The organism is Nonomuraea sp. NPDC003201, assembly GCF_053590415.1.
The window spans coordinates 21,928-45,288 of the sequence record NZ_JBSFTC010000006.1; the positions used below are offsets into that span (position 1 = coordinate 21,928).

A 23,361-nucleotide genomic window follows, 5' to 3' on the forward strand; every position below is an offset into this window, starting at 1 on the left:
CGCGCACCAACTACAATCTGGCCATGAGTAGGTGCACAGCCCCGGTCCAGGGCCATCGAACCGCCAGCGGAGCTGCGGCCTGCCCTGCATGCGGCGGCCGAAACTACGGGTACTACTCGCCGTCTCCGACCTACCCGTCGTCGAGCTACACGCCGCGCAGCAGCGGGGGAGGCGGCACGAGCGGTGGGGGTGGGTCCATCGGCGGCAGGACGCGGCCGAGGTGGTCGCCGAGCAGCTCGGCCGTGACCTACACGCCTGAACAAGTCCGTGCGCTGACTCCTTACCGCCGCACGGTCGAGTTGCGGGGTCAGCAGCCTGAACTTCGCGACCTCTTCCTCTGCCATGCGTGGGACGACCGGCGCGGTGTTGCTACGGAGCTACACGACCTGCTCGAAGCCGAAGGTGTGTCGGTCTGGTTCAGCGAGAAGGACATCCTGCTCGGCCAACCGTTCATGCGAGAGATCGACAGGGGCCTGGCGAAGTCGCGGGTTGGTCTCGTCCTCATTACCCCTGCGCTACTAAAACGCGTCGACAATCGGGGGGTCTCTGACAAGGAGCTCTCGGAGCTTCTGGCACGCGACCTGCTAATTCCTGTCGTACATGGGACGACCTACGAAGACGTCCGGAAAGTCAGCCCATTGCTTGGCTCCCGAAACGGGTTGCACACGGCGGAAGATTCGATGGAAGTCATTGCCACCAAGATCGCTGAGCTGGTCGCACTCAATGACGAGCTGGTATCCGTTGGGAGCGATTGAGGACAACTGAATCGCCTCGGTTCCGGTGGAGACTTGATCTCTTGAAAGGATCGAGTCCATGCCAGGTAGGGTCTCCCTACCAAGCCGAGCTGCGCCGACGAGCGGTGCGGATGGTCGCCGAGGTGCGGCCGGATTACCCGACCGAGTGGGCCACGATCAACGCGGTGGCGACCAAGCCCGGCATCGGCACCGCGGAGATACTACGCAGCTGGGTCCGCCAGGCCCAGATCGACGAGGGCAGCCGGCCTGGCCGCACCACGGATGAGGCGGCCGAGCTGAAGCGGCTGCGCCGGGAGAACGCCGAGCTGCGGCGCGCGAACGAGATCTTGAAGGCCGCGTCCTTAGCTAGCAGCGTTCGGCGGCGTAGCACACCGGCCAACTCCTCCCCGACGATGCAACGGGGTACTACACTTCCTTCAACTTCCTGATTGCATCATCGCGGTCGACCGAGAATAGGGTCGTCAGCATACTGACGCAACAGCTCAATAGTCGTCCGATTTCCCGCCACGCCCAGAATATCAATAAGTCGCCTCAAACGATCAGGGCGTACATGTGGCATGATCGTGGTCATAGAGTCGGGTGCTGCAGTCCCCACTCCAATATATTACGCGACTCTGTCTTGAAGACCTCAACCAATGCGCCGAGCGCTGCAGCTTGATTGGACTCGTGAACAATGCCCGGCTGCGCTAGCCAATAAAACAGGTCGGGGTATGGAAGTCATGCGGAATCGATCTCCCTGTGTTGTGTTGGGCAGGGAAGTCAGCCAAAAACCTTCCCGGGCCGACGTTTGCCCACGTTAAATCTAGGGGCTCATGGCCACAAGGCTCATGGCAATATAGCCGCGTGAAACTTGTGTGTTGTGATCGACTACAGCTCTGGGGCGCCGGTGTATCGGCAAGTCGCCAACGCGATCCGCGACGACATCACCGCTGGCCGCTACCGACCGGGAGCGTGGTTGCCCTCAGAGTCCCAATTGGCGCAGATGTACGAGGTGGGGCGGGACACGGTCCGCGACGCGCTGGCGCACCTCCGAGCCGAGGGACGAATCACAACAGTCCGCAAGCGGGGGTCGATGGTGGCCACTGAGCCAACCCGAGAGCCGTACCGTGTCCCTGCCGGCGCGCGAGTGATCGCGCGCATACCAACTCCAAATGAGCGGCGGGACTTGGCGATGCCAGGGGAACTGCGGGAGTTGGGCGGCATGCCCGAGGGCGTACCCGTTTTCGAGATCATTCCGGGGCAACGCAAGCATAGGCGAGTCCTGCGTGGTGATTGCTTTGAGCTCTCTTTTGAGAATCCGCCCGAACCATCACCCGGCACTTGAAGCGTTAGCTAGTACGAAAACCTCTCCGCAGCATTCGATGCAGGCCCAACAAGTCTCATCTTCCCCTGCGGACACCGGGATGGCCATGGCGTGCGAGCCACATTGTATGTTCGCGAGAAACAGCATCCTCGGCATCGCTCACAAAGGCACTCCATTCAGACTCTTCTGTATTCCGGGCGCGATCTCGAATGATACTCAGCTCTCTCGACGCGACAACATAGGAAGCATAGTTGACTCGGTGCTGGTTCAACTGATTCCAAGCCGTTGCTGCGCTAGCGATTGCGGCTCCCAATCCAAGTACATCGACGTCCAGGGGTCCGATGAATTTCAGAAATCCCATAAGGCAACCGATTGCACTGCTCGCGATAGTTATGGCCGTCCAGGTCCTCGCCGCCTTCCTGTGCTGCTCGGCCCGCTTGCTGTACCATTCCATTTGGTCCGACACCCGATCGCTGATGTAAAAGGATTTTCGATCCTCAAAAGGCAGCGCTCGAATAGCTGCCATATTATCTGTTATCTCTACAGCATTCGGCGAGACCGGAGGTAGCGTGAGGCTCCTCAGCTCAGCGAAAATCTCCTCGATGCGGTGCAGTAGCTCGACACGCACATCCCTATCAATTAACGTTTTTGAGAAAGGGTCGCCGCCTACGGCATAGCGCCAAGCAAGGGTTTTTATAGACTCTGCGGCAGCTCGACCCGCATACCACATATCTTCTGGCCTCTTATAGACGCGCACTGTGCTTACTATAAGCGCGCAACCAAAGGCAATAAATCCTACTGCTGCAAGCACGTCTAATGCTTTATCGCCGACACGCCAGGTGGAAAGACCGGTAGCAGCCGCTATTGCCAGACAAAAAAGCTCACACTTAACCAGATTGCGAGCAAAACGCTGACCGCTTAGAGATGCCTGGTCGGCACTATTGAAAGTTGCTGGAAGGTCATGGTTGTCAAGCTTGACAGATCCTACGGACACGAGGAGTTACGCTGCTTTCTCGCACGAGAGTTGTTTATAAGTGAAGCTCGCGACGTACGGGCCGCAAAGGCATCTTCTATGAGGTTTCTTAGAGAAGCTTCAGTAGTTGGATAACGGTAGTAGCGCGCATAGGCGCCATCCCCATTTCCGCTCTTCAGGTTATCCAACAACCTATCAGGAATGGAAGGACTGGCACCGTCTACAGATGGAAGCTGGATTCCCATCAAACCGCTACGGCGATTCTTGATATCGTTACGCAACGTGGAATATATTTCCCAGTCGACAAACCTGCGTGACCACGTACAGGAGCCAATCAAGACGATAGTAACCGTAGAGTCTTGAAGATATTTCTCGCGAATACAGTCCATCACATAGTCGTTATTAGAACTATTGATGAGCGGGTCATTCTCTGTCACTCCTATCACGCGAGGTATGAAACAAGAACCAAAGGTGTCTATAAACTTCGTTACTTCGTCAGAATCTACAGCATGGTACGAAAGAAAGCATTTTCTCCTTACTGAATACTTTGCGCGATATGCCGCCAGTCGTGCAGCCTCGACCAGGCGTTCACGTGAATTTCTACTCGACGACCACATGGCGGCAACCTTTCTCTCCTGGATATATACTCCCTGTGGAATCGCTCAGCCGTCAAGGACGGCTGCATACGCCACAGGAAGAGCATCGATAAGACTACGTTCGAGTTGAGTAGCATTGGAATACATGAGTACCCGATGTGTACGCAAGTCGAAGGGCAACTCTGTCCCACGCCGAGCACATCTGACGATGTACTTGCCAGCCCCCTTCGCGATCCCTGCTTCATAGTAGACATTCGGGCTATTCAGAGTGAAGTCGGCTATCACGAAATCGCTTTTGATTATCTCTTCCCCGATGGCCGTTGTAATCTCATAATCTCCTTCCATGAGGTCGATTCGCTTGGCTTCAATCTGCAAGCCGGTGCGATCAATAGCGCGCTTGATCGCCTCATAGTAATCGACCAGTGCAGGCTCCTCGTCGAATCGAAAAGACATGGCAACAAACACGCGCAGGCGACGGGGGACACTCACGCCCGGTTGCACGCTCTCGTGAGGGACAATTCGTGTAACGCGGCCATTTTTGCGCCTATAGACGTACCCGTCTGCTACGCGAAGGGGCTTGGCATACGCCGGCGCCTCCGGGATTTCGACCACGACAAGAGGTAGCCCGTCAAGGCGAACTTCGTAAACTCGGACCTGAATCCCTAGTTGACCAGTTATCCCAATCAGCCTTGCTTGAAATCTTCGAGCGGCTTCACTATCAACGCCAATAACTGCACCGTCGACACCAACGCCGATGATAAGCGTTCCACCTTCAGCGTTCGCGAATGCCACTATCTCCTTCGCCATAATCCGTTCATCGGGGATTTTGGTTTTGAATTCGACGCGCTGAGACTCCCCATCCTCAAGAAGGCGCAGCACGTGGGCAGTCAGATCCTGCATGGCACGAGCCTATCGAGCCGAGGTCATCGACAGGTAGCTATCTGGAATATCGACTGGGAAGCGTCAGATCCTCACATAGCGACGGTGAGGACCATGGGAGAAGGACAGCCCGCAAAGTGGATCCATGGAAGAAAGTATGTGGCGTCCGGGCCGTATCGCACATGACCCATGCTTGATGAGACCCTCCGTGCGGATCCATGGGCCAACTGTGGGCCGTACGGAGCATAGTCACACGGTTCAGACGTGTACACAGGCTGAATTCGTAGGGTCGGTCATGTCTTTGCCGGAGGATCGAAGGTGAGTCCGGTCTGCGCCAGGCAGCCGGTGAGCAGATGAGGCCGGTACTGGATCTTCTTCAGTTTGCGTTTGACGATCCGGACGAGTCCAGGCAGGTCGGTGACGGCGAAGTTGGCCAGGGCCCGGCGGAGCAGGGACCAGACGCCCTCGACGGGGTTCAGTTCGGGAGCGTAGGCGGGTAACTGGACGATGCGCAGCCAGTCGGCGTGCTCGGCGGCGAACTCGGCGAGCTGGCCGGCCAGGTGCACGTTGAGGTTGTCCCAGCACCAGACCAGTGGTGGGCCCAGGTGCTGGTGGGTGGCCACGATCAGGTCCCGGTAGTCGATCCAGGAGAACGACTTGGGCTCGCCCTTGCGGCCGCGGTAGATGTGCAGGCCGTAGAACAGGTGCGGGCGTTCGCCGTCTCGGTAGGCCACGACGCCGGCTATGTTGACCCGGCCGGAGCCCTTGCCGCGGACCGTCACCACCGGACGGGTGCCGACCGGCGCCCAGGTGCGTCCCTTCGGTGGCCTCAGCCCTTGCCCGGCTTCGTCTTCGAAGCAGAGGTAGGCGCCCAGGTCCGCTGCGGTGCTTTTACCACCGGCCGCACCTGCTCTTTCCAGGCAGCGATGGCCTCCTCGTCCCGTTCCAGGGCCCGCCGCGCCGGGACCTGGACCGACCAGCCGTGGCGATGCAGCAGCTTGCCCACGCCCTCGATGGTGTAGCCGATGTGGAACAGCCGTCCGATCAGCGTCTTGACCCGGGCCAGCGTCCAGCACTGGTTCTCGTCGTATCCCCAGGCCAGCGGCCCACGCCGTAACTCGGCCTCCAACCGTTGCCACTGCCGGTCCGACAGCTTCTCCTTCGACACCGGCCCCTTCGAGCGCAGCGCCTGCGTCCCGCCCTCGCGCCAGGCCTTACGCCAGCGGGTCACCGACCGCTCGTGCACCCGTAACCGTGCGGCGACTGTCTTGGTCGACTCACCGGCCTCGAACCACTCGGCCGCTTGCAGCCGTACACGCTCTCGCCGTTCCTGCTCGGCAGGTGTGTACCCGCCCCTTTGCCCGTACCGCATACCACGGTCGTATCGCACCGAGCGCTATCCGGCACGGCCTGAAGACTCTACGCATTCAACCTGTGTAGTCGCTGGTCAGCGGCGTTTGACATGAAGAACCTGTAATCCTCTCCGGAGCCGGGTGCGTAGGTTCGAATCCTACAGGGGGCACTCGCGATCTCCATCGAAAGATGGGCAAGGACCTGCGGAAACGCAGGTCCTTCTGCGTTCCGGGTGTGCCACCCAATGGCAAGCATGTGCCGCTGCTCATCGATCCCGCCATCGCCGACGAGCAGGTCGGCGGGGTGTTGCGGGAGCGAATCGGGATGAACGAGCTGCGCCAGGTCGCCGCGCTGAGCTGGAGGCCTCTGCCTCGCGATCATGGGCGGCCGCCAGTGTTGGAGGCGTCCTGCACCTTCTGTGTCACCGGCGTGCGGCGCCGTGGGCGGAGGCTAGGTGGTCGTTCGCAACCGGGCCTCGGCGGCCCAGTGGGGTGCGTTCCACTGGTCGGCGATCGTGGCGGCCTGGGTGAAGTGGGCGGCGGCCTCGGTGCGGCCCAGGAAGAGGGCCAGCTCGCCGAGGGTGTGGGCGACCGGGCGCAGCGCCACCGCCAGGCTCGCGGCGCCCGCCGGGGGGTCGTTGCGGTGCGGAAGCAGCGTCGCGTAGATCTCCTCGGCGGCGTCGCGGTCGTTCAGGGCGATGATGGCCATCGCGCGCAACGTTGTGAGGAAGGTGAAGAAGAAGTCGGGGCGGATCGGGCTGGATGACGCGCGGACCTCGCGGGCTTCGGTGTCCAGGCCGTTGGCGTGGAGGGCGAGCGCGAGCAGGTCGGAGGTCATGGCGCCGAGCACGGTGTGGAGGGCGCGCACGTCGTCCAGGTGCGCACCGAGCGTGCCGTCGTTCAGCCAGATCGTGGCCAGGGCGAGTTGGAGAAAGCCCGTGGCGTGCACCGATCCGGCGCGCTGCATGCCCTCGTCGGCCTTGATGTAGAGGCGCTCGGCGTCGGCGAATCGGCCTTCGACGAGCGCCAGGGTCGCCAGCGTGATCTCGGTGACGGCGATCGCCTCGCGCATTCGGTAGGTGCGCGCGAGGTCCAGGGCCTCGGTGGTCGCCTGGTGCATGGTCACCGGGTCGTTGGCGGCGGCGGCGACGGTGGCAAGGTTGATCAGCCCGGTGACGCGGTAGACGGGCAGGTCGTGCTCGGTGCCGATCGCCACGAGCTCTCGGCAGAGCTCGGCGTCGCCGTGGACTCGGGCCAGGCTCTGGAGCGCCGCGGCCCGCAGCCTGGGTCCGGTGGCGAGGTCGAGTGCCTCCTGCGCTGCCTCCAGAACGGTCGGGTCGTCCTCGCCGGCCAGTTCGTCCACGTACGCCATCAGGAGCCGGGACCGCACCGGAGGGGTCAGGTCGCGCTTCAGCAGGCGGCTCAGGCGGTCGACGATGGACCGATCGACCGTGCCGTACATACGGGCCTGCCAGGTGGTCGGCTCCGTCCACGCGGTGAATGCGGCGATCATCAGGTCGTCGCGGCCCAGGGACTCCGCGTACTCCACAGCTTCACGGCGTGTCTCGCGGGCGGCTCCGACGGCTCCCGCCCGGATCTGCGCGCGCAGCAGCCTGCCGAGCAGTTCGACGCGTTCGTCCGGTCCGGTCGAGTTGGTGACGGCGTCGGTGAGGAGAGCGGCCGCCACGTCGTGGGCGTAGCGGGCCTCGGCAAGCTCGGCGGCCTGGACGCAGTAGCCGACGGCCTTTGGTGAGCCGGCGCGCGCATAGTGGTGGGCCAGCGCCGCGATGTCGTCGGTGCCTTCAAGAGCGGCGGCGATCCGGGCGTGCATGCGGGCTGTGCGGAGGCGGCTGAGGTCGGCGATGAGCGTGTCCCTGACGAGGGCGTGGACGAAGCGGACGCGTCCGGGGGCGGGCTCGTTCAGCAGCCCGGCGATGACGCCCGCGTCCAGCGCGTCCATCACGCCGTCCTCGTCGGTGTCGGCGGCCTTCACGAGGACGTCCACGGAGCTTTCCCGGCCTGCGACCGCGGCCAGCCGGAGGATGGACACGCCTCCTTCGGGCAGGCGCGCGAGCCGGCGGCGGAGGACGTCCCGTACGCCTTCGGGGACCTCGGAGAGGGCGACCAGCGCGCCTTCGCCATTCAGCAGCCGGGCGCTTTCGCGCACATAGAACGGGTTTCCGCCGGTGCGCTCGGCGATCCCTGCGATGGTCTTCTCGTCGGCCTCGCATTCGGTCCGTACGAGCTCCGCGACGGCCTCGTCGTTCAGCCCCGGCAGCGCCAGGCGGAGGGGCGTGGCGCGCGCGAGGGAGGCCAGCGTTTCGGTGAGGTGTCCGCTCTCGTCCGCGCGGTACGCGGCGACGACCAGGATCGGGGCCCGCATGCCGAGGCCGCCGCCGAGCAGCTCCAGCGTGGCGGCGTCCGCCCAGTGCAGGTCGTCCAGCACGACGGCGACCGGGCGTTCCGCGGCGACCGCCGCGAGCCATCTCCACACGGCCCGGCGCAGGCGGAACCGTCCCGCGGTGGCGTCGGCGTTCACCGGCTCGGTGTCGGTGAGCAGCGGCGCGAGGCCGTCGGCGAACTCGCCCGGGGGAGTGGCGGCGGCAACGGCTCCCAGCGCCTCGGTCCAGGCCCACGCGGGCGGCGCGCTGTCGACCCCGGGGCAGTGGCCGACGGCGACCAGCCATCCGTCACGTTCGAGCCGCCTGCCCAGGTGTTCCAGCAGCGTCGACTTGCCGAGCCCGGCCTCGCCGGTGACAAGGGCGATACGGGCGCCGTCGGTGGCGGCCTCGGCGGCGGCCGTGACCAGTGCCGACAGTTCCGCCTCGCGTCCGACGAACGGCGCCTCGGTGATCGGAGCCGGCCGCGGCAGCGGTGCGGTCGGCGGTGGCGGGGGCACGGTCTCGCGCAGGACGTCCGTGCGCTGGGTGAGGATCGCCTCCTCCAACGCCGTCAGGTCCGGGCCGGGGTCGAGGCCGAGCTCCTCGGCGAAGATGCCGCGGGCGCGGCGGAGCGTCGCCAGCGCGTCGGCTTGGCGGCCACTGCTCCACAGCGCCAGGGCGTGCAGCCGCCAGCCCTCCTCGCGCAGCGGCTCATCGCGGGTGAGCCGCTCGGCCTCGGGGACCACCGCGGCAGCGTCGCCGATCCGCAGACCCGCCGCGACGTGCAGCTCGGTGGCGACCAGGCGCAGCTCGTTCAGCCGGGCCGTCTCGGCGGCGGCCCACGGCTCGTCGGCGACCTCGGCGAACGCCGGTCCCTGCCACAGCCCCAACGCCTCGGCGAGTTGAGACCGGACGGCACGCGGGTCGGTGACCGTACGGGCCTGGTCGAGCAGGTCCTCGAACCGCCACGCGTCCACCGACTCCGGCGGCAGTCGCAGCGCATAGCCGGGCGGCGAGCTCACCAGCAGCCGGGCCGACGTGCGCGGCGGGCGCCCGGGCTCCAGCAGCCGGCGCAGGTTGGACACATACGCCTGCAAGGACATCAGTGCCCGCGCCGGCGGCTCCCCGCGCCACAGATCCTCGATCATCCGATCGACCGGCACGACCTGCCCACGCGCCGCCACCAGCAACGCCAGCACGCCCCGCTGCCGCGGCCCGCCGAGCTGAACGGTCGCGCCGTTCACCTCGGTCGCGAACGAGCCCAGCACCCGGATGAAAACCATGATTCGGACATCGTACGTGGGCGGTTCCAAATCGGCTCCAAGTCCCCTCCAAATACCCGGGAGCAGCCTGAACACATCGCCACCGATGAAGGGCAGGAACAGATGAGCGTCAACACCCGGGACATGGAGATCGTCCACCGCGTCCTTCGCCGCGAGTCACGGCTGCTGATGGAGCTCGTCGCGGCCGTCGCCCCGGGTGACACCGCTCGCGCCAAGGTGATCGCCGGCCACTTCCGTATATACCGGCTGGGCCTGCACAACCATCACGAGGGCGAGGACGAGCTGCTGTGGCCGCCGCTGCTGTCCCGGGTCGATCTGGAGGCCGACATCGTCCTGCGCATGGAGGCACAGCACGAGCGCGTCGCGGCCACGCTGACCAGGCTGGACGCCGCGGTCCCGGCGTGGGAGGCCGCCGCCGGGGCGGACGAGCGCGACACGCTCGTGGCCGCCCTCGCCGACCACCGGGCCGTGCTTCTCGAGCACCTCGACGACGAGGAGGCCACTCTCCTTCCGCTCGCGGCCGAGCACATCACCGAAAAGGAGTGGGCCTCCCTGGGCGACCACCTGGTGGCCAACACGCCCAAGCTCACCCTGCTCACCCTCTTCGGCCTCGTCCTGGAGGACGCGAACCCGGCCGAGCGCGCCACGCTCCTGTCCGCCCTTCCCGCTCCGGTACGCGGCATCTGGCACATCATCGGCCGCCCCCGCTACGCCCGCCACATCAGCCGCGTCCGCGCCGCCTGACCAGACCCCACAGAACTCCCAAGCCCTCGCAGGAGAAGAACGATGTCACTGAAGAAGATCAACACCGTCCTGGCCGCCGCCTTCATCCTCTTCATCCTCTGGTTCGGGACGGATTTCATCCTGAGTCCGGAGACGACGGCGCCGACGTTCGGCCTGCCGAGCTGGCCGTCCGGCGACGGCGGCGGCTTCCTGATCATCAAGGGAATCCGCGACGTCGTCCTGGCTCTGGTCCTGGGCATCCTGCTGGTGACGGGCCACCGCCGGGCACTGGGCTGGGTGCTGCTGGTGGAGGCCCTCGCCGCGTACGGCGACATGACCACCGTGCTGGCCCACCACGGCTCCGTGGCCACCGCGCTCGGCGTCCACGGCCTGACCGCGACGCTGATGGTGGTCAACGGCCTGCTGATGATGCGCGAGACCCGCAAGGTCGCGGCCGCTCCGCAGCCCGCCTGACCCCACCTTGGCGCGTGTCGGCTGCTGCTCAGCAACGGTCCCAGGGCGGTCGCCTACGGCATCCACGGCACCACCGCCGCGGTGATGCCGGCGATCAGCGCGCTCCTGCGGTCCGGCGGCCGAAGCCCTTCGGCGCGTCCCGCCATCCAGCAGCCGGTCGAGCCGGACCAGAACAGCACGGTATTCCTCCGCATTTGTGAGAGCTCGAAAAAGGAGACGACGATGACGATCAACGATCTGCGCGGTGTTCTCAAGGGGCGCGTGCTCCTGCCCGATGACGACGGCTTCGAACAGGCGGCCACCGCGTGGAATCTGACCGTCAGGCAGTCCGTGGCGGCCGTGGCAGAGGCCGCGGATGCCGATGACGTGGCGGCGGTCGTGCGTTACGCGCGGCGGGCGGGTATGACGGTGACCGCGCAGCCGAGCGGGCATGGCGCCTCGGGTGATGTGGAAGGCCTGATCCTGTTGCGTACCGGCCTGCTGAACGAGGTGGAGGTACGCGCACAGGAGCGCGTGGTCCGGGTGGGCGCGGGCGTGAAGTGGGGGCAGGTGCTGGCAGCGGCCGGTCCCCTGGGTCTGACCGGCCTGTCCGGCAGCGCGCCGGGGGTCAGCGTGACCGGCTACACCCTGGGCGGCGGGGTCGGCTGGTTCAGCCGTAAGTACGGCTTCGCCTCCGACAGCGTGCGGGCCATCGACATCGTGGACGCCGATGGCGAGCCGGGCCGGGTGACCGCCGAGTCCGATCCCGAGCTGTTCTGGGCGCTGCGCGGCGGTGGCGGGGACTTCGCGGTGGTGACCGCCCTCGAACTCGAGCTGTATCCCGCGCCCGTCCTGTACGGCGGGCGCGTGATCTGGCCGGAGCACCGGACCAAGGAGGTGTACGACGCGTTCCTGGAGATCACCGCCGAGGCGCCGCGTGAACTCAGTGTCTGGATCAACCGGTTCCAGCCACCCGGCGCGCCGCCGATGGTCACGCTGGATCTGGCCTACCTGGGTGAGGCGGCTCAGGGGGAGGACCTGCTGGTACGCATCGACAAGATCGAGGGCGCGATCTCCGACAGCCGCGGCGTCGTCCCGGTTGCCGACCTGGGCGCCATCGCCGCCGAGCCCACCGATCCGGCCCCATCCATCGCTCGTGCGGAGCTGCTCACCGGCCTGGACGCGGACGCGGTGGAGCTCCTGCTGGCCAAGCCGGTCGAACCACTCATCAACGTGCAGATCAGGCACTTGGGCGGGGCGCTCGCCGAGCCGGGCGGCGGGGCCGGTGCGAGCGGCGCGGTGGCTGAGCCGTACCTGCTCGGCCTGCTGGGGCTCGGCCTGCCGCACGCGGCCGATGCGACGCGCGCCAAGCAGGCCGAGGTCGTGGCCGACCTGGAGGCCTACATCAGCGGCCGCAAGCCGTACACCCTGCTGTCCCCGGGTGACACGGCGGCGAAGTCCTTCTCCGGCAGCGCGCTCGCGCGGCTGCGGGAGATCAAGCGGGCCCGTGACCCGCACAACGTGTTCCGCGCGAACTACCCGGTGCTCGGATAGATCGGTTCCCAGCAGGTCACGGCCCCTCCGCCCACCGGGGCGGCGGGGCCGCACCGCACTCGCGTGACAGATGTCGCCGCGAGCACTGTCGCGAGCACTGTCGCGAGCACTGTGAAGGGCACACCCACACAGGAAGGACTCGCACAATGAGGGGGTTTCCGGTGGACCGTGGCGATCAGCAGATCCGCCGGCGCATCGTCGTTCAGATCTCCTTGTCGGTGAGCCGGTGGGCGGTGCCGCTCAGTTACCTGAGATGCGAGGTGTACGGCTCAGTCCGGAGTCATGAGCTACCGCTATTGACCGCGGTCGGCGGCCTGGTCAACGCCCTTGTGCACCCGCACCGTGCGGTCGATGAGCTCGCGCAGCGCGCTCTCGTCGACGTCGTCGAGCCGTTTCAGGTAGAGGCATCCCTTTCCAGTCTTGTGCGGACCGAGCCGGGCGAGCACGGACGCGTGCCGCTCCTCGAACCCACCCACCAAATAGACGACGAGATGCTGCTTGCGTGGCGAGAAGCCCGCCAAGGGCCAGTCACCTGTGCGCCCACTCGCGTAGGTGTAGCGGTAGCTGCCGAAGCCGACGATGCTGGGACCCCACATCACCGCAGGCTCACCGGTCACCTCGCACAGGATCGTGCCGAGGCGCTCCGCGTCGGCCCGCCGGCGTTCGTCAGAGACTGCGGCCAGGAAATCGTCCACGCTGGCGTCGGTCGGGACCGTCACCGGCTGTTTTGAGGTCGCCATGGCGTCATGTTCCCACGCCGGTACGACAAATGGCGGTGGGCATAGTGGGAACCCCGATCCCGGCCGTCGCGAACCCCAGTACGTCCTGCTAGCAAGATCGCAAAGCGAGGCCTGACCTTCGTGGCTACCGCGCTGCAACAGTCAGTCGCCACGGCCATCTTCAGGAGGCCGGTCAAGGCCAGGATCACGGTAGATCCCGACATCAACGGCCGGTCGGCTACGACCTCGGAGGCCCGCGATCAGCCGTGGGTGTCCAGCCCTTTGCGATCGAGCGCTGCTCGGATCTGGCTGAGCCACTCTTGGCCCAACCGGCGCCCGTTGGGGAGCTGGTCGCCTCGATCCCAGCGCCACGTTGTGATCATCGCCAGCACGAGGATTCGGCACTCGCGCAGCAAGTCTTGATCGACACCCGGATAGTGCTCGCTGACTTCTTCGGGTGCATGGGCGAGGTCGAATTCGACAGGCCCACGGCAACATGTCTCGAAGTCAATGAACAGGAGCCCGTTCTTCGTGGTGAGCACGTTGCCCGGGTGTAGCTCGCCGTGCAGCAGCTGCTCGGCGCCGCCGCGCTCGCCGATCACTCGTCTCAGGCTTCGTAACGTGTCGCCGAGCAGTTCCCGGTCCGCGTCGGCGAGCGCCGGAGTTTGGTCGCGGTTCGCCAGGAGTTGTTGAGCCTGCTCGACTCGATCCGTGAAATGCGGCGTCGGGACATCGAGTTCGCGCATGCCGGTATGCAGCCGTTGGAGCGCATTGGCGTAGTCGGCTGCTGAGACCTCTCGAGGCGTCACGGGTTCGTAGTAGGTCCACAGCGTGACCGCGAAGCCATCACGCTCATAGACGCGTGGCTCCACTCGAGGCTCGAGAGCAGCCACAGGGCACCCGGAGTCGGCGAGCCGCTGGGCAAGCTCGACTTCGAACTGTGCGACCTGATGCGCCACAGGTGCCACCCGGGCCAGGACGTCACAAGGCAGCAGACGCAGAGTGAGCTTGTTCGAGTCATGAAGCACGATCGCGTCGTCGGCCGTCAGGCCGAGTGAGGAGGCGGTCGACATGGCCGCGGCCACCGCACGCGGGACCTCTGACGCCTGCATCGTCGCCCGGTGTCCTCTCCCTTGAGCGCTGCCGTACTCTCCAAAGTGGTGCAACCTGCGCACCATACCAAGTTGTCGATAGAGCCGCGGTGGCGCGAAGTCCAGCTGCGCCCGGGAAGGCATTCGGCCGCCAACTGCAGGCCCTCCTGCTGCAACTCGGCACCGCGTGCCGTGCCGCCGACGACCCGCCGAAGCCACCAGCGGGGCCTTTCACCAGAACCCTGACGCCGCCATCATCACCGGCTTCCCCGGCCTGGCCGACCCGACGGGCGCTCGCGTGCTTGCCGAGATCGATCCGGTGCGCAGTTGGGGGATGGCCAGTTCCAGATCGCCCGCGGTGGTGGTCAGGGCGCGCGGTCGGTCCCGTTGCGCTGCGCCAGGCGGGTCGGGGCGCGCTCGTCCGGGGCGGCGCCGGTCACGATCAGGGCCTGGTGGATGGGCTTGGCGCTCGCTCGCCTCGGGGGTCCTGAGTACTTCCAGTACCTCTGACAGGGCAGACCAGTCCAGGTCACGTCAGCTCACGTCCTTCCTGACGACGCGCAGAACCCCGAGCCCGCCGGGGATGACGATCCAGGCCAGCACCGACGTGACCAGACGGGCGGCGGCCTCCCACGTCCAGGCCCCGCCCATGAGCGGGTCGGTCGTCGCGTTGAGGTCCAGCCACGCGGCCAGGGTCTCGCCCGCCCCGCCGAGTTGCGCGACGAAGCTCCACAGTGCCGTACCGGCCATGCAGATCACGATGGCCGCCGGGGCGTTGAGCAGCAGCAGGCCCATGGCCAGGCCCTGCGCGGTCATCAGCACCATCACCGCGATCCACCCGAGCACGGTCTGGGGGGCGACGTACCAGGATGCCTCCACGCCCCGGGCCGCCGCCGCGACGGCCGTCGCCGGTACCGCCGCTACCAGCGCGAACAGGCACGCCACCACGGCCGTGCCCAGTGCCGGCAGGCACTTGGCCGCCAGGACCCGCGCCCGTCGCGGTTCCAGCGCGAACGTGGTCAGCGCCGTACGGTGGCTCCACTCCGCCGTCACCGTCAGCACGGCCAGTACGGGCAGCAGGATCCCCAGTGCGATGGCCGCGCTGCCGGCCAGCGTGAACAGCTTCGGCGGCCCGGTCTGCACGACGGCCCGGCCGGCGACGAGCGCGACCGCCAGGACGGCCAGGACCCCCGTCATGATCATGCTGCTGCGCGTGTCGAACAGCTTGCGGGTCTCGGCCCGCAGCAACCGGCCGAAGGGGATGCGGCCCGTGCCGGGCTCCGGTTCGCGAGTCATGCGGGGCTCCTGTCGGCGTCGGAGGTCAGGTCGAGGAAGGTCCGTTCGAGGCCGTGGCCCCGGCTCAGCTCGGCGACCGTGCCCTGGGCCAGCACCCGGCCACGGCCGATCATGACGACGTGGTCGGCGACCTGCTCGACCTCGTGCAGCAGGTGTGAGCTGAGCAGCACCGCGCAGCCGCCGTCGGCCAGGTCGCGCAGCAGCCCGCGCATCCACTGGATGCCCTGCGGGTCGAGGCCGTTGACCGGCTCGTCCAGGACGAGCGCCCGCGGCCGGCCGAGCAGCGCGTGGCCGATGCCGAGCCGCTGGCGCATGCCCAGCGAGTAGCCGCCGACGGCCCGCCCGCCCTCGCGCCCGGACAGGCCTACCAACTCCAGGACCTCGCCGACGCGCGATCTGGGCAGACCGAGCATCAGCGCACCCAGGGTGAGCACCTCCCTGCCGCTACGGCCGGGATGGTGAGCGCCGGCGTCGAGCAGCGTGCCGACGTCGTAGCCGGGGCGGTCGAGCCGCGCGTACGGCCGGCCGAGCACGGTCGCCGAGCCAGACGTGGGCCGGGTGAGCCCGGTCAGGATGCGCAGAGCGGTGGATTTTCCGGCCCCGTTGGGGCCGAGGAAGCCGGTGACGGCGCCCGGCGGCGCGGTGAAGGACACGTCGTCGAGGGCCTTCACCCCTTTGTACGCCTTGCTGACGCGCTGGAATTCGATCACGGTGCAAGTCCACAGGAACGGGACCCGCCCGCTCATCGGACCTGGGGCGACGACCAGACCACCCCGGGTCCAGACCTCGCGGACGGATGTGGGCCCAGGTCTGCACGACGGTAGACCCAGGTCGCTAAAACCGCAGGCCGGAGCTCCTTAGGCTGGAGGCGTGCACGATTCGTCCTCCGACCGCACGGCCGCCGCGCTGCCCTACCTGCTCGCCGCGCTGCCGCTCGCCCTGCCGCTGATCGTGCTGGCCACCCGCGCGTCCTCGAGCACTCCCCCCAGGATGTTCGTCGACATGGCCGTGGGCGTCGCCGCGCTCGTCCTGCTGCGCTGGCGGCATCGCGGGCCGTGGCAGACCGCGCTGGCCACGGCGCTGGCCACCGCCTTCTCCTTCACGGCGCTCGGCCCGGCCGTCGTCGCGTACGGGTCGCTGGCCGCGTACCGGCGCTGGCGGCAGACGGCGACGGTGGCGGTCGTGTTCTGGCTGTGCGTCGTGTCCTCCACGCGGTGGTCGGACAACCGCCTGCTGACTCTCGTGTACGCGGTGGCCGCGGCCGTGATCCTGGCCGGGAGCACCCTGTTCGGGCTCTACCTGGCCGGCCGGCGCGACCTGGCCGCCGCCCGGCAGGCCGCCGTGGTCGCGGCGCAGGCGCAGTGGGTGGAACAGGCCAAGCTGGAGGAACGGCTCAAGATAGCCCAGGAGATGCACGACGTGCTGGCGCACCGGATCTCGCTGCTGGCGATGCTGGCGGGCGGGCTGGCGTACCGCGAGAACCTGTCTCCCGAGCAGACCCGCGAGGCCGCGCTGGCCATCCAGGAGAACGCGCACCAATCGCTCAACGAGCTGCGCGCCGTGCTCGGCACGCTGCGGCGCGAGGACGGCCTCGCGCCTCCGCAGCCGACGCTGGCGCACCTGGACGCCCTGTTCGACGAGGTACGGGCCGCCGGTCAGCGGGTGGAGGTGGACGACGCCATCTCCTGCCGCGACGCGCTGCCGGCGCAGACGGGGCGGCACGCGTACCGGATCGTGCAGGAGGCGCTCACGAACGCGCGCAAGCACGCGCCGGGCAGCCCCGTGACGGCCGAGCTGGGCGGACGGCCCGGCGAGGGCCTGCGGATCCGGGTGAGCAACGCCGCCCCGCCGGGCGGTCCCACGGGGCCCGGGGGGCGGCTGGGGCTGGTGGGGCTGGCGGAACGGACCCGGATGGCCGGCGGCACGCTCACGCACGCCGTACGAGATGGGCGGTTTGTCCTGGACGCCCGGTTGCCGTGGGAGGCTTGAACCCGTGATCAGAGTGGTCATCGTGGACGACGACCCGATGGTGCGCACGGGGCTGCGCCTCATCCTGGGCGGCGAGCCCGATCTCGACCTGGCCGGCGAGGCCGGGAACGGGAAGCAGGCCATGGACGTGATCCGCGACCTGCGGCCCGACGTCGTGCTGATGGACATCCGCATGCCGGAGCAGGACGGCCTCGTCACCACCGAGCTGCTCCTCAGCCGGCCGGCGCCGCCCCGGATCCTGGTGCTGACGACGTTCGACGCCGACGACCTCGTGCTGCGCGCCCTGCGGCTCGGCGCGCACGGCTTCCTGCTGAAGGACGCGCCACCGCCGAAGATGATCGAGGCCGTGCGGGCCGTGGCGCGGGGTGAGCCGGTGCTGTCGCCGAGCGTGGCGCGCCAGGTCATCGCCGCCGCCACCGGCGGCCACGAGCCGCGCCGGCCGCGGGCGCTGGCGGAGCTGGCCGTGCTCACCGAGCGGGAGCGGGAGGTCGCGATCGAGGTGGCCAGGGGCGCCTCGAACGCCGAGATCGCCGCGACCCTGTCGGTCAGCGTGGCGACCGTGAAGGCCAACATCACCCGCATCTTCGCCAAACTCGGCACCGACAACCGGGTCCACGTCGCCATGAAGATCCGCGACGCCGGCCTCCTCTGACGCTGACATGCCCCGCATGACGCCGGCACGGCGGTGACGCTTTCGGCCGCCGCCAGGATCCGGGGCTACGTCCCTCAATCGATGATGGCGGTGACCTCGGCCTCGATGAGAATGCCGGGTTCGAAGAGGATGTCGACCCCGATCAGCGCGAGCGGCGGCGTGGCGAGATCGAATTCGAGGGCCGCCTGTTCGATTCCCGCGGTGAAGGCGTCGTACATCTCTCTCTTCCAGCCTGCGGCGTACCACGTGAAGCGGACGACGTCGTGGAACGTCGCTCCTGCCGCGTCCAGCGCCTTGGCGACGTTGCGGTAGACCTGGGCGACCTGTCCGGCGAGGTCGCCCGGTGCCACGAGCTCGCCGTTCTCGTCCCAGGCGACTTGTCCGGCGATGTGGACCTGCCTGCTGCCCGTCGCCACCGCGACGTGGTGGTAGATCGGGACTCGGACATGCCGGTCAGGGTTGATGAGCGAGACGGCCATGAGATTTCCCATCGGTCTTTTCGTGGCGTCGGCTGAGCGCAAAGCGGACAACTTGCCTTCGTGGTCTCTTGCGGTTACTGGGAAACCATAGGAGAGTGTTCGCTGACGTGGAAGAACGAACTTTTCAGTGACTGGGGAACCCGATGGTGACCAAGCAGTTCATGGGCTCGTCCGATGAGGCGGATCTGAGGCGCGCGGACTCCCTGGCGCGGGAGATCTTCTCGGATGTCGCCAACAAGTGGGCGTTGCTGATCATCGAGGCGCTCGGTGAGCGCACCCTGCGCTTCAGCGAGCTGCGGGACGAGGTCGAGGGCATCAGCCACAAGATGCTCACCCAGAACCTGCGCATGCTGGAGCGCAACGGCCTGGCCGAGCGAAAGGTCTACCCCACCGTGCCGCCGCGGGTGGAGTACACCCTCACCGAGCCGGGCCAGGCCCTGCGGGCGACGGTCGACCTGATCTGCGGCTGGACCCACCAGTACTTCGGTCACATCGAGGCCGCCCGCCGCGGCTTCGACGCCTGACGGCTCACGTACGGCGGGGACGAGGTGCCCATGGCGAGAAGTCGTGTGCACGGCGCCCGGTCGTTCACAGATCAAAGGTGATGTCGTGTTCGTCGCCGGGTTGAGGGAGCAACCGCCGTAGAGCGGCGCGGTTGTCAACATATGGCTGCTGGAACAGTTCGGGGTCGTGGGCGGCGAGTTCCCGGTACAGGTCGACCACTTCCCGCGCCACCTGGATCTGCTCGCGGTGCTCACCCACCCACTCCAGCGCGGCCGACAGGTTGCCAAGGGCATGGGCGAGGCCGGGCCGGTAGCCGGGGTTGCCGTCCGCCAGCCCACGGAACACGCCGACCGCCTCCCGCGCCACCTCCACCTGCTCTTGACGCTCACCCGCCCTGGCCAGCGCGACCCCGAGGTGGCCCAGGGCGCGGGCGAGGTCGGACCGGAGGGCGGGGTTGCCGTCCGCCAGTCCGCGGAGCAGGCCGACCGCTTCCCGCGCCACCTGCAGTTGCTCCCGGTGCTCACCTATCCCATCCAGCGCTGCCGACAGGTTGCCCAGGGAGTGGGCGAGGTCGGGTCGGTGGGCGGGGTTGCCGTCCGCCAGTCCGCGGAGCAGGCCGACCGCTTCCCGCGCCACCTGCAGTTGCTCCCGGTGCTCACCTATCCCATCCAGCGCTGAAGACAAGTTGCCCAGGGCGCGGGCGAGGCCGTGCCGGTGGGCGGGGTTGGCCTCCGCCAGCCCACGGAACAGTCCGACTGCTTCCCGCGCCACCTGCACCTCCTCGCGGCGCCTACCCACCCTGGCCAGCGCGTTCGCGAGGTCGGTCAGGGCATAGGCCAGGCCGAGTTGGTGGATGAGGTCGCCATCCACCAGTCCACGGCACAGGTCGACCGCCTCCCGTGCCACCTGCAGCTGCTCCCGGTGCTCACCCACTCCGTCCAGCGCGACCGCGAGGTCGGTCAGGGCGCGGGCGAGGTCGGGTCGGTGGGCGGGGTCGCCGTCCGCCAGTCCGCGGAGCAGGCCGACCGCTTCCCGTGCCACCTGCAACTGCTCCCGGTGCTCACCCACCCTGGCCAGCGCGACCGCGAATCTGATCAGGGATCGGCCGAGAACGGGTCGGTGGGTGGGGTCGTCGTCCGCAAGCCCGCGGCACAGGGCAAGCGCTTCCCGCGCCACCTGCATCCCCTCGCGGTATTCACCCACTCCATCCAGCGCGACCGCCAAGTTGCTCAGGGCTCGGTTGAGGGCGGGTCGGTGCACGGGATGGCCGTCTGCCAGCCCGCGGCACAGGGCAAGCGCCTCCCGCGCCACCTGCACCTCCTCGCGGTGCTCACCCACTCTGTTCAGGGCGACCACGAGGTCGGTCAAGGCATCGGCGAGTTCTGGTGAGGTACCGGTGGCGCGGGTGTGATGCAGGTGGCGGCGGGCCAGGGTGAGGGCGCAGCGGGGCAGGGCGTAGGCGGGGGTGAGCTGAATGAGCCGGGTGGTGGTGTCAGAGTCGAGGTCGGCGGCGGCAAGAGCGGTGGCGGTGGTGTGATCCAGCTCGCCACGGTTCGTGGCGGTGGTGAGGGCGGCGTAGATCGCGTGGTGGGCCAGCCGCACCGGGTCGCCGGCCAACAGTTGCTCGAACAGCAGCCGGGCGGGTGGATGATGTTCGCCGACGCGGGCCAGCAGGGTCAGGATCCGGGCGGCCTGCTCCTCGGTCGGGTCGTTCAGCAGGTGGCGGGCGAAATGGCGGTCGTCCTCGGTTCGGGTCAGGCTGGTGGTGACGAACCAGTCGGTCAGCAGGTTCGGGCCGATCCGCAGTCCCGCCCCCGTGGTGGGCGGATAGAGGGCGTGAGCCCAGCGGACCAGGTTGGTGACCCGTTCGGCGGGCGCGTCGGTCAGTTCCGGGACGCGCCGCAGCACTCCGACGGCGGTCGGCTCGTCGGCGGGGGCGAACAGGGCCAGGCCGGCCATGACCCGGGCCAGCAGCATGTCGGTGACCGGGCCGAGCGCCCACCGGTCCAGGGCGGCGGTGCCGCGCCACCAGCGTGCCTCGTGCTCGAACAGTACCTCGGCGACCTCATCCAGGGGTGCGGGTGAGCCGGTCGGCGAGGCTCGGCGTAGCACCGTCACCATCGCCTGGGCCAGCATCTCTGCCATGGTCTGGCCTTCGCGGACCGGCGCGTTCGTGTCGGAGACCGGTGGCGCCGGCGTCCCCCACGCGGATGCGAAGGCGCGTACGGCTTCGCCGTACCAGCGGATCAGGTCGGAGGTCTCACCCAACGGCAGCAGCGACATCGCCGGGGCGCTCTTCACCAGCTGCGCGTGTCGTTCGGGGATGTGAGCTTGGAGCGCCTGGCCGAGTTCGACGCCGTGCCGGGTGATCAACACCACCCGCAGCAGGGCCCGCCCCTGGTACCGCGCCAGCGCGCCCAGCAGGTTCGCAAGGTCGGTCCGGGTGTCGGCGTTGTCGACCAGGACCAGCACCCGGCGGTCGGCCACCGCGGCGGCCGCGTCGACCAGGTCGGCGGCCTTGCCCTCGCGCAGCCATCCGGTCACCCACCCATTCGCGGCGGCCTCTTGGGCGGCCCGTAATGCCAGCCGGGTCTTGCCGCACCCGCCCGGACCGTCCACGACCAGGAGCCCCGACACCGCCTCCTCCTGGCACCAGGCCCGCCACCGGTCCCGCTCGCCGCGTCGCCCCCAGAACGGGGTCGGGCACGACTGCGGGAGCAGCAACTCGAACACGCTGCGCTCCCCGCCGGCCGGGCTCTGCGGGTGGTGGAGCTGCGGAGGGTTCAGCGGGTCGAGAACCAAGTGCAGCGCCTCGACGGCCGCCGCAGCGCCCTCGGCCCGGGTCAGCACCACACCGAAGTACGATCCGCTGGCGCCGGCCAACGCGGCCGCCACGGCCGCGATCAGTGCCCGCCACGCGAACGGCCAGTCCCCCGGCACCACCAAGGGCGTTACCCCGGCGCCGAAACTGGCCACTGTGCCCAACACCAACGGGCTCTTCAGAGTTGTCAGGTTCTTGAGCCGACGCCCCATCACACCAGCATCGCGCCAGAGCACGCCGTATCAACGGAAAGGCTGGGATTGATGGCATCCGGTTACCAGGTCCCGGTGATCAGCAACGGGCTTCTTACCAGAATACGATCAGGCGCCGGCTGGAGCCGCCCCCGATCAACTGGATCAGGGGCGGAAAAATACGTGATTAAGACGACGGGCCGAGCACGAGTGTGGGAGGGACGAAATGTTCCCCCGGAGTGCGGTCGTCGGCGAGAACGTTCGCGGCGGCGAGTTGTCCCATGGACCTGAGCTCGAGGTCAATTGTCGTCAGCCGCCGGACCCCTTGGTCGACGATGATTCCCTCCCAGTTGTCGACTCCGACAACTGACAGATCTTGCGGTACGCGTAGACCCTTGGCCTCACAGACATCGAGTACGCCGCGCGCGATGTGGTCATTGCCGCAGAACACCGCGTCGACCTTCGCACCGGAGTCGAGCAGTTCCTGCATGGCCTTGACCCCGGACCCCTCGGTCCAGGAGCCATAACGGGTCGGAGCGGCAGGGCGGAGCCCGGCCTCGTTCAGCGCGCTGAGCATGCCGCGCTCCCGCAGGCCTACGGCGATACTCGACGGATTGCCGGTGAGGTGGGCGATATGTGTGCGCCCGCGTTCGATCAAATGGCGAGTGGCGAGAGCTCCCGCGCCCTCGTTGTCCGGCAGGAAGACGACGTCTTCGGGATGATCGGAGGCCGCGAAGGCGTATGTCACCGGCACGGTGAAATGGTGCGTGATCGACGGTGATCGGCGCTCGTGCCCGTCCCCGATGACGATGAGTCCGTCAATTTGGCGAGCCTGGAACTGGCGGATGCTTTCGGTTATCTCGCGATGGACGAGAACGTCTTCGTCGAAGACGAGGGCGGCTTGTTGGAGCCTGCCGAGTTGCAGGACCGCGCCTATGACCACGGGCCCGGAAAACGTACTGTCCGCGCGGTGGGTGAGCACGCCGACCGTGCGGCTGCGGCCCAGCGCGAAGGAACGCGCGAGCGCATTTGGCCTGAAGTCGAGGCGTTCGGCGACGGCGAGCACCCGCGCGCGCGTCGCCTCGGAAATCCGGTCCGTTCCGTTGAGCACTTTCGAGGCAGTCGAGAGCGACACTCCTGCAATCGCAGCCACGTCACTCAGCCGAACACTGCCCTTGCGGTTGGACGGCACCGGCCGATTGTACCGAAGGCGCGTCAATGACCCGCTCCGGCTGGAGGCGCGGGGGAGGCCGGGCGGCGTCCCGCGGGCGTGCGCGTCGTCCGGAAAGTGTGCCTTGACAGTGACCTTGGCCGCCGCTCACACTTCGGCCAATGCGAAATCGGTTTCGCAACCATGGTCAGGTCGC

The 23,361-nt window shown here is 67.6% G+C and carries 24 protein-coding genes and 1 pseudogene; 10 read left to right on the plus strand and 15 right to left on the minus strand.

What is annotated here, in order from left to right; translation table 11 throughout:
• Positions 1-88: 88 nt before the first annotated feature.
• The 4 genes and pseudogenes from ACWDX9_RS04790 (at position 89) to ACWDX9_RS04805 (ending at position 2,079) form a co-directional block, all read left to right on the plus strand.
• Positions 89-259: a hypothetical protein gene (locus ACWDX9_RS04790; RefSeq protein WP_449949102.1), complete on the plus strand. Its 171-nt coding sequence runs from the start codon at positions 89-91 to the stop codon at positions 257-259.
• Positions 243-755, plus strand: a complete 513-nt coding sequence (locus ACWDX9_RS04795; protein WP_449949105.1) for a toll/interleukin-1 receptor domain-containing protein — start codon at positions 243-245, stop codon at positions 753-755. Before ACWDX9_RS04790 ends, ACWDX9_RS04795 begins: the two co-directional genes overlap by 17 nt.
• 41 nt (positions 756-796) lie before the next feature.
• A pseudogene (locus ACWDX9_RS04800) lies at positions 797-1,138 on the plus strand (transposase); the annotation flags it as partial.
• Positions 1,139-1,641: 503 nt separating this feature from the next.
• The gene (locus ACWDX9_RS04805) at positions 1,642-2,079 is read left to right on the plus strand and encodes a winged helix-turn-helix domain-containing protein (protein WP_449949304.1); all 438 of its coding nucleotides are present in this window, start codon (positions 1,642-1,644) and stop codon (positions 2,077-2,079) included.
• A 55-nt stretch (positions 2,080-2,134) separates the two neighbouring features.
• Here the strand turns inward: ACWDX9_RS04805 and ACWDX9_RS04810 are convergent, their stop codons facing one another.
• From ACWDX9_RS04810 to ACWDX9_RS04835, 6 genes are all read right to left on the minus strand, one after another.
• Positions 2,135-3,052, minus strand: coding sequence for a DUF4231 domain-containing protein (locus ACWDX9_RS04810; RefSeq protein WP_449949108.1), 918 nt, complete (start codon positions 3,050-3,052; stop codon positions 2,135-2,137).
• On the minus strand, positions 3,043-3,648 hold the full coding sequence (locus tag ACWDX9_RS04815; protein ID WP_449949111.1) for a TIR domain-containing protein: 606 nt from the start codon (positions 3,646-3,648) through the stop codon (positions 3,043-3,045). The genes ACWDX9_RS04810 and ACWDX9_RS04815 overlap by 10 nt, the downstream gene beginning before the upstream one ends.
• A 45-nt stretch (positions 3,649-3,693) precedes the next feature.
• Positions 3,694-4,527, minus strand: coding sequence for an AlbA family DNA-binding domain-containing protein (locus tag ACWDX9_RS04820; RefSeq protein ID WP_449949114.1), 834 nt, complete (start codon positions 4,525-4,527; stop codon positions 3,694-3,696).
• 272 nt (positions 4,528-4,799) lie between these two features.
• Complete coding sequence (locus ACWDX9_RS04825; RefSeq protein WP_449949307.1) at positions 4,800-5,426, minus strand: IS630 family transposase; 627 nt, start codon at positions 5,424-5,426, stop codon at positions 4,800-4,802.
• Complete coding sequence (locus tag ACWDX9_RS04830) at positions 5,336-5,878, minus strand: winged helix-turn-helix domain-containing protein (RefSeq protein WP_449949117.1); 543 nt, start codon at positions 5,876-5,878, stop codon at positions 5,336-5,338. The genes ACWDX9_RS04825 and ACWDX9_RS04830 overlap by 91 nt, the downstream gene beginning before the upstream one ends.
• Positions 5,879-6,309: 431 nt before the next feature.
• On the minus strand, positions 6,310-9,522 hold the full coding sequence (locus tag ACWDX9_RS04835) for a BTAD domain-containing putative transcriptional regulator (protein WP_449949120.1): 3,213 nt from the start codon (positions 9,520-9,522) through the stop codon (positions 6,310-6,312).
• A gap of 102 nt (positions 9,523-9,624) precedes the next feature.
• Here ACWDX9_RS04835 and ACWDX9_RS04840 point away from each other — a divergent pair, with 102 nt between their 5' ends.
• Entirely contained in the window at positions 9,625-10,266 is a 642-nt protein-coding gene (locus tag ACWDX9_RS04840; RefSeq protein ID WP_449949123.1) for a hemerythrin domain-containing protein, read from the plus strand.
• A gap of 42 nt (positions 10,267-10,308) precedes the next feature.
• Positions 10,309-10,719, plus strand: coding sequence for a DUF4267 domain-containing protein (locus ACWDX9_RS04845; RefSeq protein WP_449949126.1), 411 nt, complete (start codon positions 10,309-10,311; stop codon positions 10,717-10,719).
• A 53-nt stretch (positions 10,720-10,772) separates the two neighbouring features.
• Here the strand turns inward: ACWDX9_RS04845 and ACWDX9_RS04850 are convergent, their stop codons facing one another.
• Positions 10,773-10,952, minus strand: coding sequence for a hypothetical protein (locus ACWDX9_RS04850; RefSeq protein ID WP_449949129.1), 180 nt, complete (start codon positions 10,950-10,952; stop codon positions 10,773-10,775).
• On the opposite strand from ACWDX9_RS04850, the gene ACWDX9_RS04855 reads away from it, so the two are divergent.
• A complete protein-coding gene (locus tag ACWDX9_RS04855; RefSeq protein WP_449949132.1) occupies positions 10,942-12,252 on the plus strand; it encodes an FAD-binding protein in 1,311 nt (436 codons plus the stop codon). The two genes, ACWDX9_RS04850 and ACWDX9_RS04855, sit on opposite strands and share 11 nt — an antisense overlap.
• Positions 12,253-12,545: 293 nt before the next feature.
• On the opposite strand, the gene ACWDX9_RS04860 is transcribed toward ACWDX9_RS04855, so the two are convergent.
• The 5 genes from ACWDX9_RS04860 to ACWDX9_RS04880 all read right to left on the minus strand — a co-directional run bounded on the left by ACWDX9_RS04860 (position 12,546) and on the right by ACWDX9_RS04880 (position 16,068).
• Positions 12,546-12,947 carry a DUF1801 domain-containing protein gene (locus ACWDX9_RS04860; RefSeq protein ID WP_449949135.1) on the minus strand — a complete coding sequence of 134 codons (402 nt, stop codon included), beginning with the start codon at positions 12,945-12,947 and terminating at the stop codon, positions 12,546-12,548.
• Positions 12,948-13,231: 284 nt separating this feature from the next.
• Positions 13,232-14,056: a phosphotransferase enzyme family protein gene (locus ACWDX9_RS04865; RefSeq protein WP_449949138.1), complete on the minus strand. Its 825-nt coding sequence runs from the start codon at positions 14,054-14,056 to the stop codon at positions 13,232-13,234.
• A gap of 371 nt (positions 14,057-14,427) precedes the next feature.
• Entirely contained in the window at positions 14,428-14,595 is a 168-nt protein-coding gene (locus ACWDX9_RS04870; protein WP_449949141.1) for a hypothetical protein, read from the minus strand.
• Position 14,596: 1 nt separating this feature from the next.
• Complete coding sequence (locus ACWDX9_RS04875) at positions 14,597-15,358, minus strand: hypothetical protein (RefSeq protein ID WP_449949144.1); 762 nt, start codon at positions 15,356-15,358, stop codon at positions 14,597-14,599.
• Entirely contained in the window at positions 15,355-16,068 is a 714-nt protein-coding gene (locus ACWDX9_RS04880; RefSeq protein WP_449949147.1) for an ABC transporter ATP-binding protein, read from the minus strand. The genes ACWDX9_RS04875 and ACWDX9_RS04880 overlap by 4 nt, the downstream gene beginning before the upstream one ends.
• Before the next feature lie 160 nt (positions 16,069-16,228).
• Here ACWDX9_RS04880 and ACWDX9_RS04885 point away from each other — a divergent pair, with 160 nt between their 5' ends.
• Both ACWDX9_RS04885 and ACWDX9_RS04890 read left to right on the plus strand, forming a co-directional pair.
• Positions 16,229-17,347: a sensor histidine kinase gene (locus ACWDX9_RS04885; protein ID WP_449949150.1), complete on the plus strand. Its 1,119-nt coding sequence runs from the start codon at positions 16,229-16,231 to the stop codon at positions 17,345-17,347.
• Between the two features lie 4 nt (positions 17,348-17,351).
• Positions 17,352-17,999, plus strand: coding sequence for a response regulator (locus ACWDX9_RS04890; protein WP_449949153.1), 648 nt, complete (start codon positions 17,352-17,354; stop codon positions 17,997-17,999).
• Between the two features lie 74 nt (positions 18,000-18,073).
• Here ACWDX9_RS04890 and ACWDX9_RS04895 read toward each other — a convergent pair whose 3' ends face one another.
• The gene (locus tag ACWDX9_RS04895) at positions 18,074-18,490 is read right to left on the minus strand and encodes a RidA family protein (protein WP_449949155.1); all 417 of its coding nucleotides are present in this window, start codon (positions 18,488-18,490) and stop codon (positions 18,074-18,076) included.
• 131 nt (positions 18,491-18,621) lie between these two features.
• Between ACWDX9_RS04895 and ACWDX9_RS04900 the strand changes: the two genes are divergently transcribed.
• Complete coding sequence (locus ACWDX9_RS04900; RefSeq protein ID WP_350728579.1) at positions 18,622-19,002, plus strand: winged helix-turn-helix transcriptional regulator; 381 nt, start codon at positions 18,622-18,624, stop codon at positions 19,000-19,002.
• Between the two features lie 64 nt (positions 19,003-19,066).
• Here the strand turns inward: ACWDX9_RS04900 and ACWDX9_RS04905 are convergent, their stop codons facing one another.
• Both ACWDX9_RS04905 and ACWDX9_RS04910 read right to left on the minus strand, forming a co-directional pair.
• On the minus strand, positions 19,067-21,970 hold the full coding sequence (locus tag ACWDX9_RS04905) for a tetratricopeptide repeat protein (protein ID WP_449949157.1): 2,904 nt from the start codon (positions 21,968-21,970) through the stop codon (positions 19,067-19,069).
• Positions 21,971-22,181: 211 nt separating this feature from the next.
• Positions 22,182-23,186 (minus strand): LacI family DNA-binding transcriptional regulator, encoded by a 1,005-nt coding sequence (locus tag ACWDX9_RS04910; protein ID WP_449949160.1) that lies wholly within the window; start codon positions 23,184-23,186, stop codon positions 22,182-22,184.
• Positions 23,187-23,361: the final 175 nt, after the last annotated feature.

What these genes read in the sequence shown, in the direction of transcription:
- ACWDX9_RS04835 (WP_449949120.1), bottom strand. Translation starts at nt 9,522, where the DNA reads ATGGTTTTCATCCGGGTGCTGGGCTCGTTCGCGACCGAGGTGAACGGC.
- ACWDX9_RS04900 (WP_350728579.1), top strand. Translation starts at nt 18,622, where the DNA reads ATGGTGACCAAGCAGTTCATGGGCTCGTCCGATGAGGCGGATCTGAGG.
- ACWDX9_RS04815 (WP_449949111.1), bottom strand. Translation starts at nt 3,648, where the DNA reads ATGTGGTCGTCGAGTAGAAATTCACGTGAACGCCTGGTCGAGGCTGCA.
- ACWDX9_RS04845 (WP_449949126.1), top strand. Translation starts at nt 10,309, where the DNA reads ATGTCACTGAAGAAGATCAACACCGTCCTGGCCGCCGCCTTCATCCTC.
- ACWDX9_RS04855 (WP_449949132.1), top strand. Translation starts at nt 10,942, where the DNA reads ATGACGATCAACGATCTGCGCGGTGTTCTCAAGGGGCGCGTGCTCCTG.
- ACWDX9_RS04830 (WP_449949117.1), bottom strand. Translation starts at nt 5,878, where the DNA reads ATGCGGTACGGGCAAAGGGGCGGGTACACACCTGCCGAGCAGGAACGG.
- ACWDX9_RS04820 (WP_449949114.1), bottom strand. Translation starts at nt 4,527, where the DNA reads ATGCAGGATCTGACTGCCCACGTGCTGCGCCTTCTTGAGGATGGGGAG.
- ACWDX9_RS04875 (WP_449949144.1), bottom strand. Translation starts at nt 15,358, where the DNA reads ATGACTCGCGAACCGGAGCCCGGCACGGGCCGCATCCCCTTCGGCCGG.
- ACWDX9_RS04840 (WP_449949123.1), top strand. Translation starts at nt 9,625, where the DNA reads ATGAGCGTCAACACCCGGGACATGGAGATCGTCCACCGCGTCCTTCGC.
- ACWDX9_RS04790 (WP_449949102.1), top strand. Translation starts at nt 89, where the DNA reads ATGCGGCGGCCGAAACTACGGGTACTACTCGCCGTCTCCGACCTACCC.
- ACWDX9_RS04895 (WP_449949155.1), bottom strand. Translation starts at nt 18,490, where the DNA reads ATGGGAAATCTCATGGCCGTCTCGCTCATCAACCCTGACCGGCATGTC.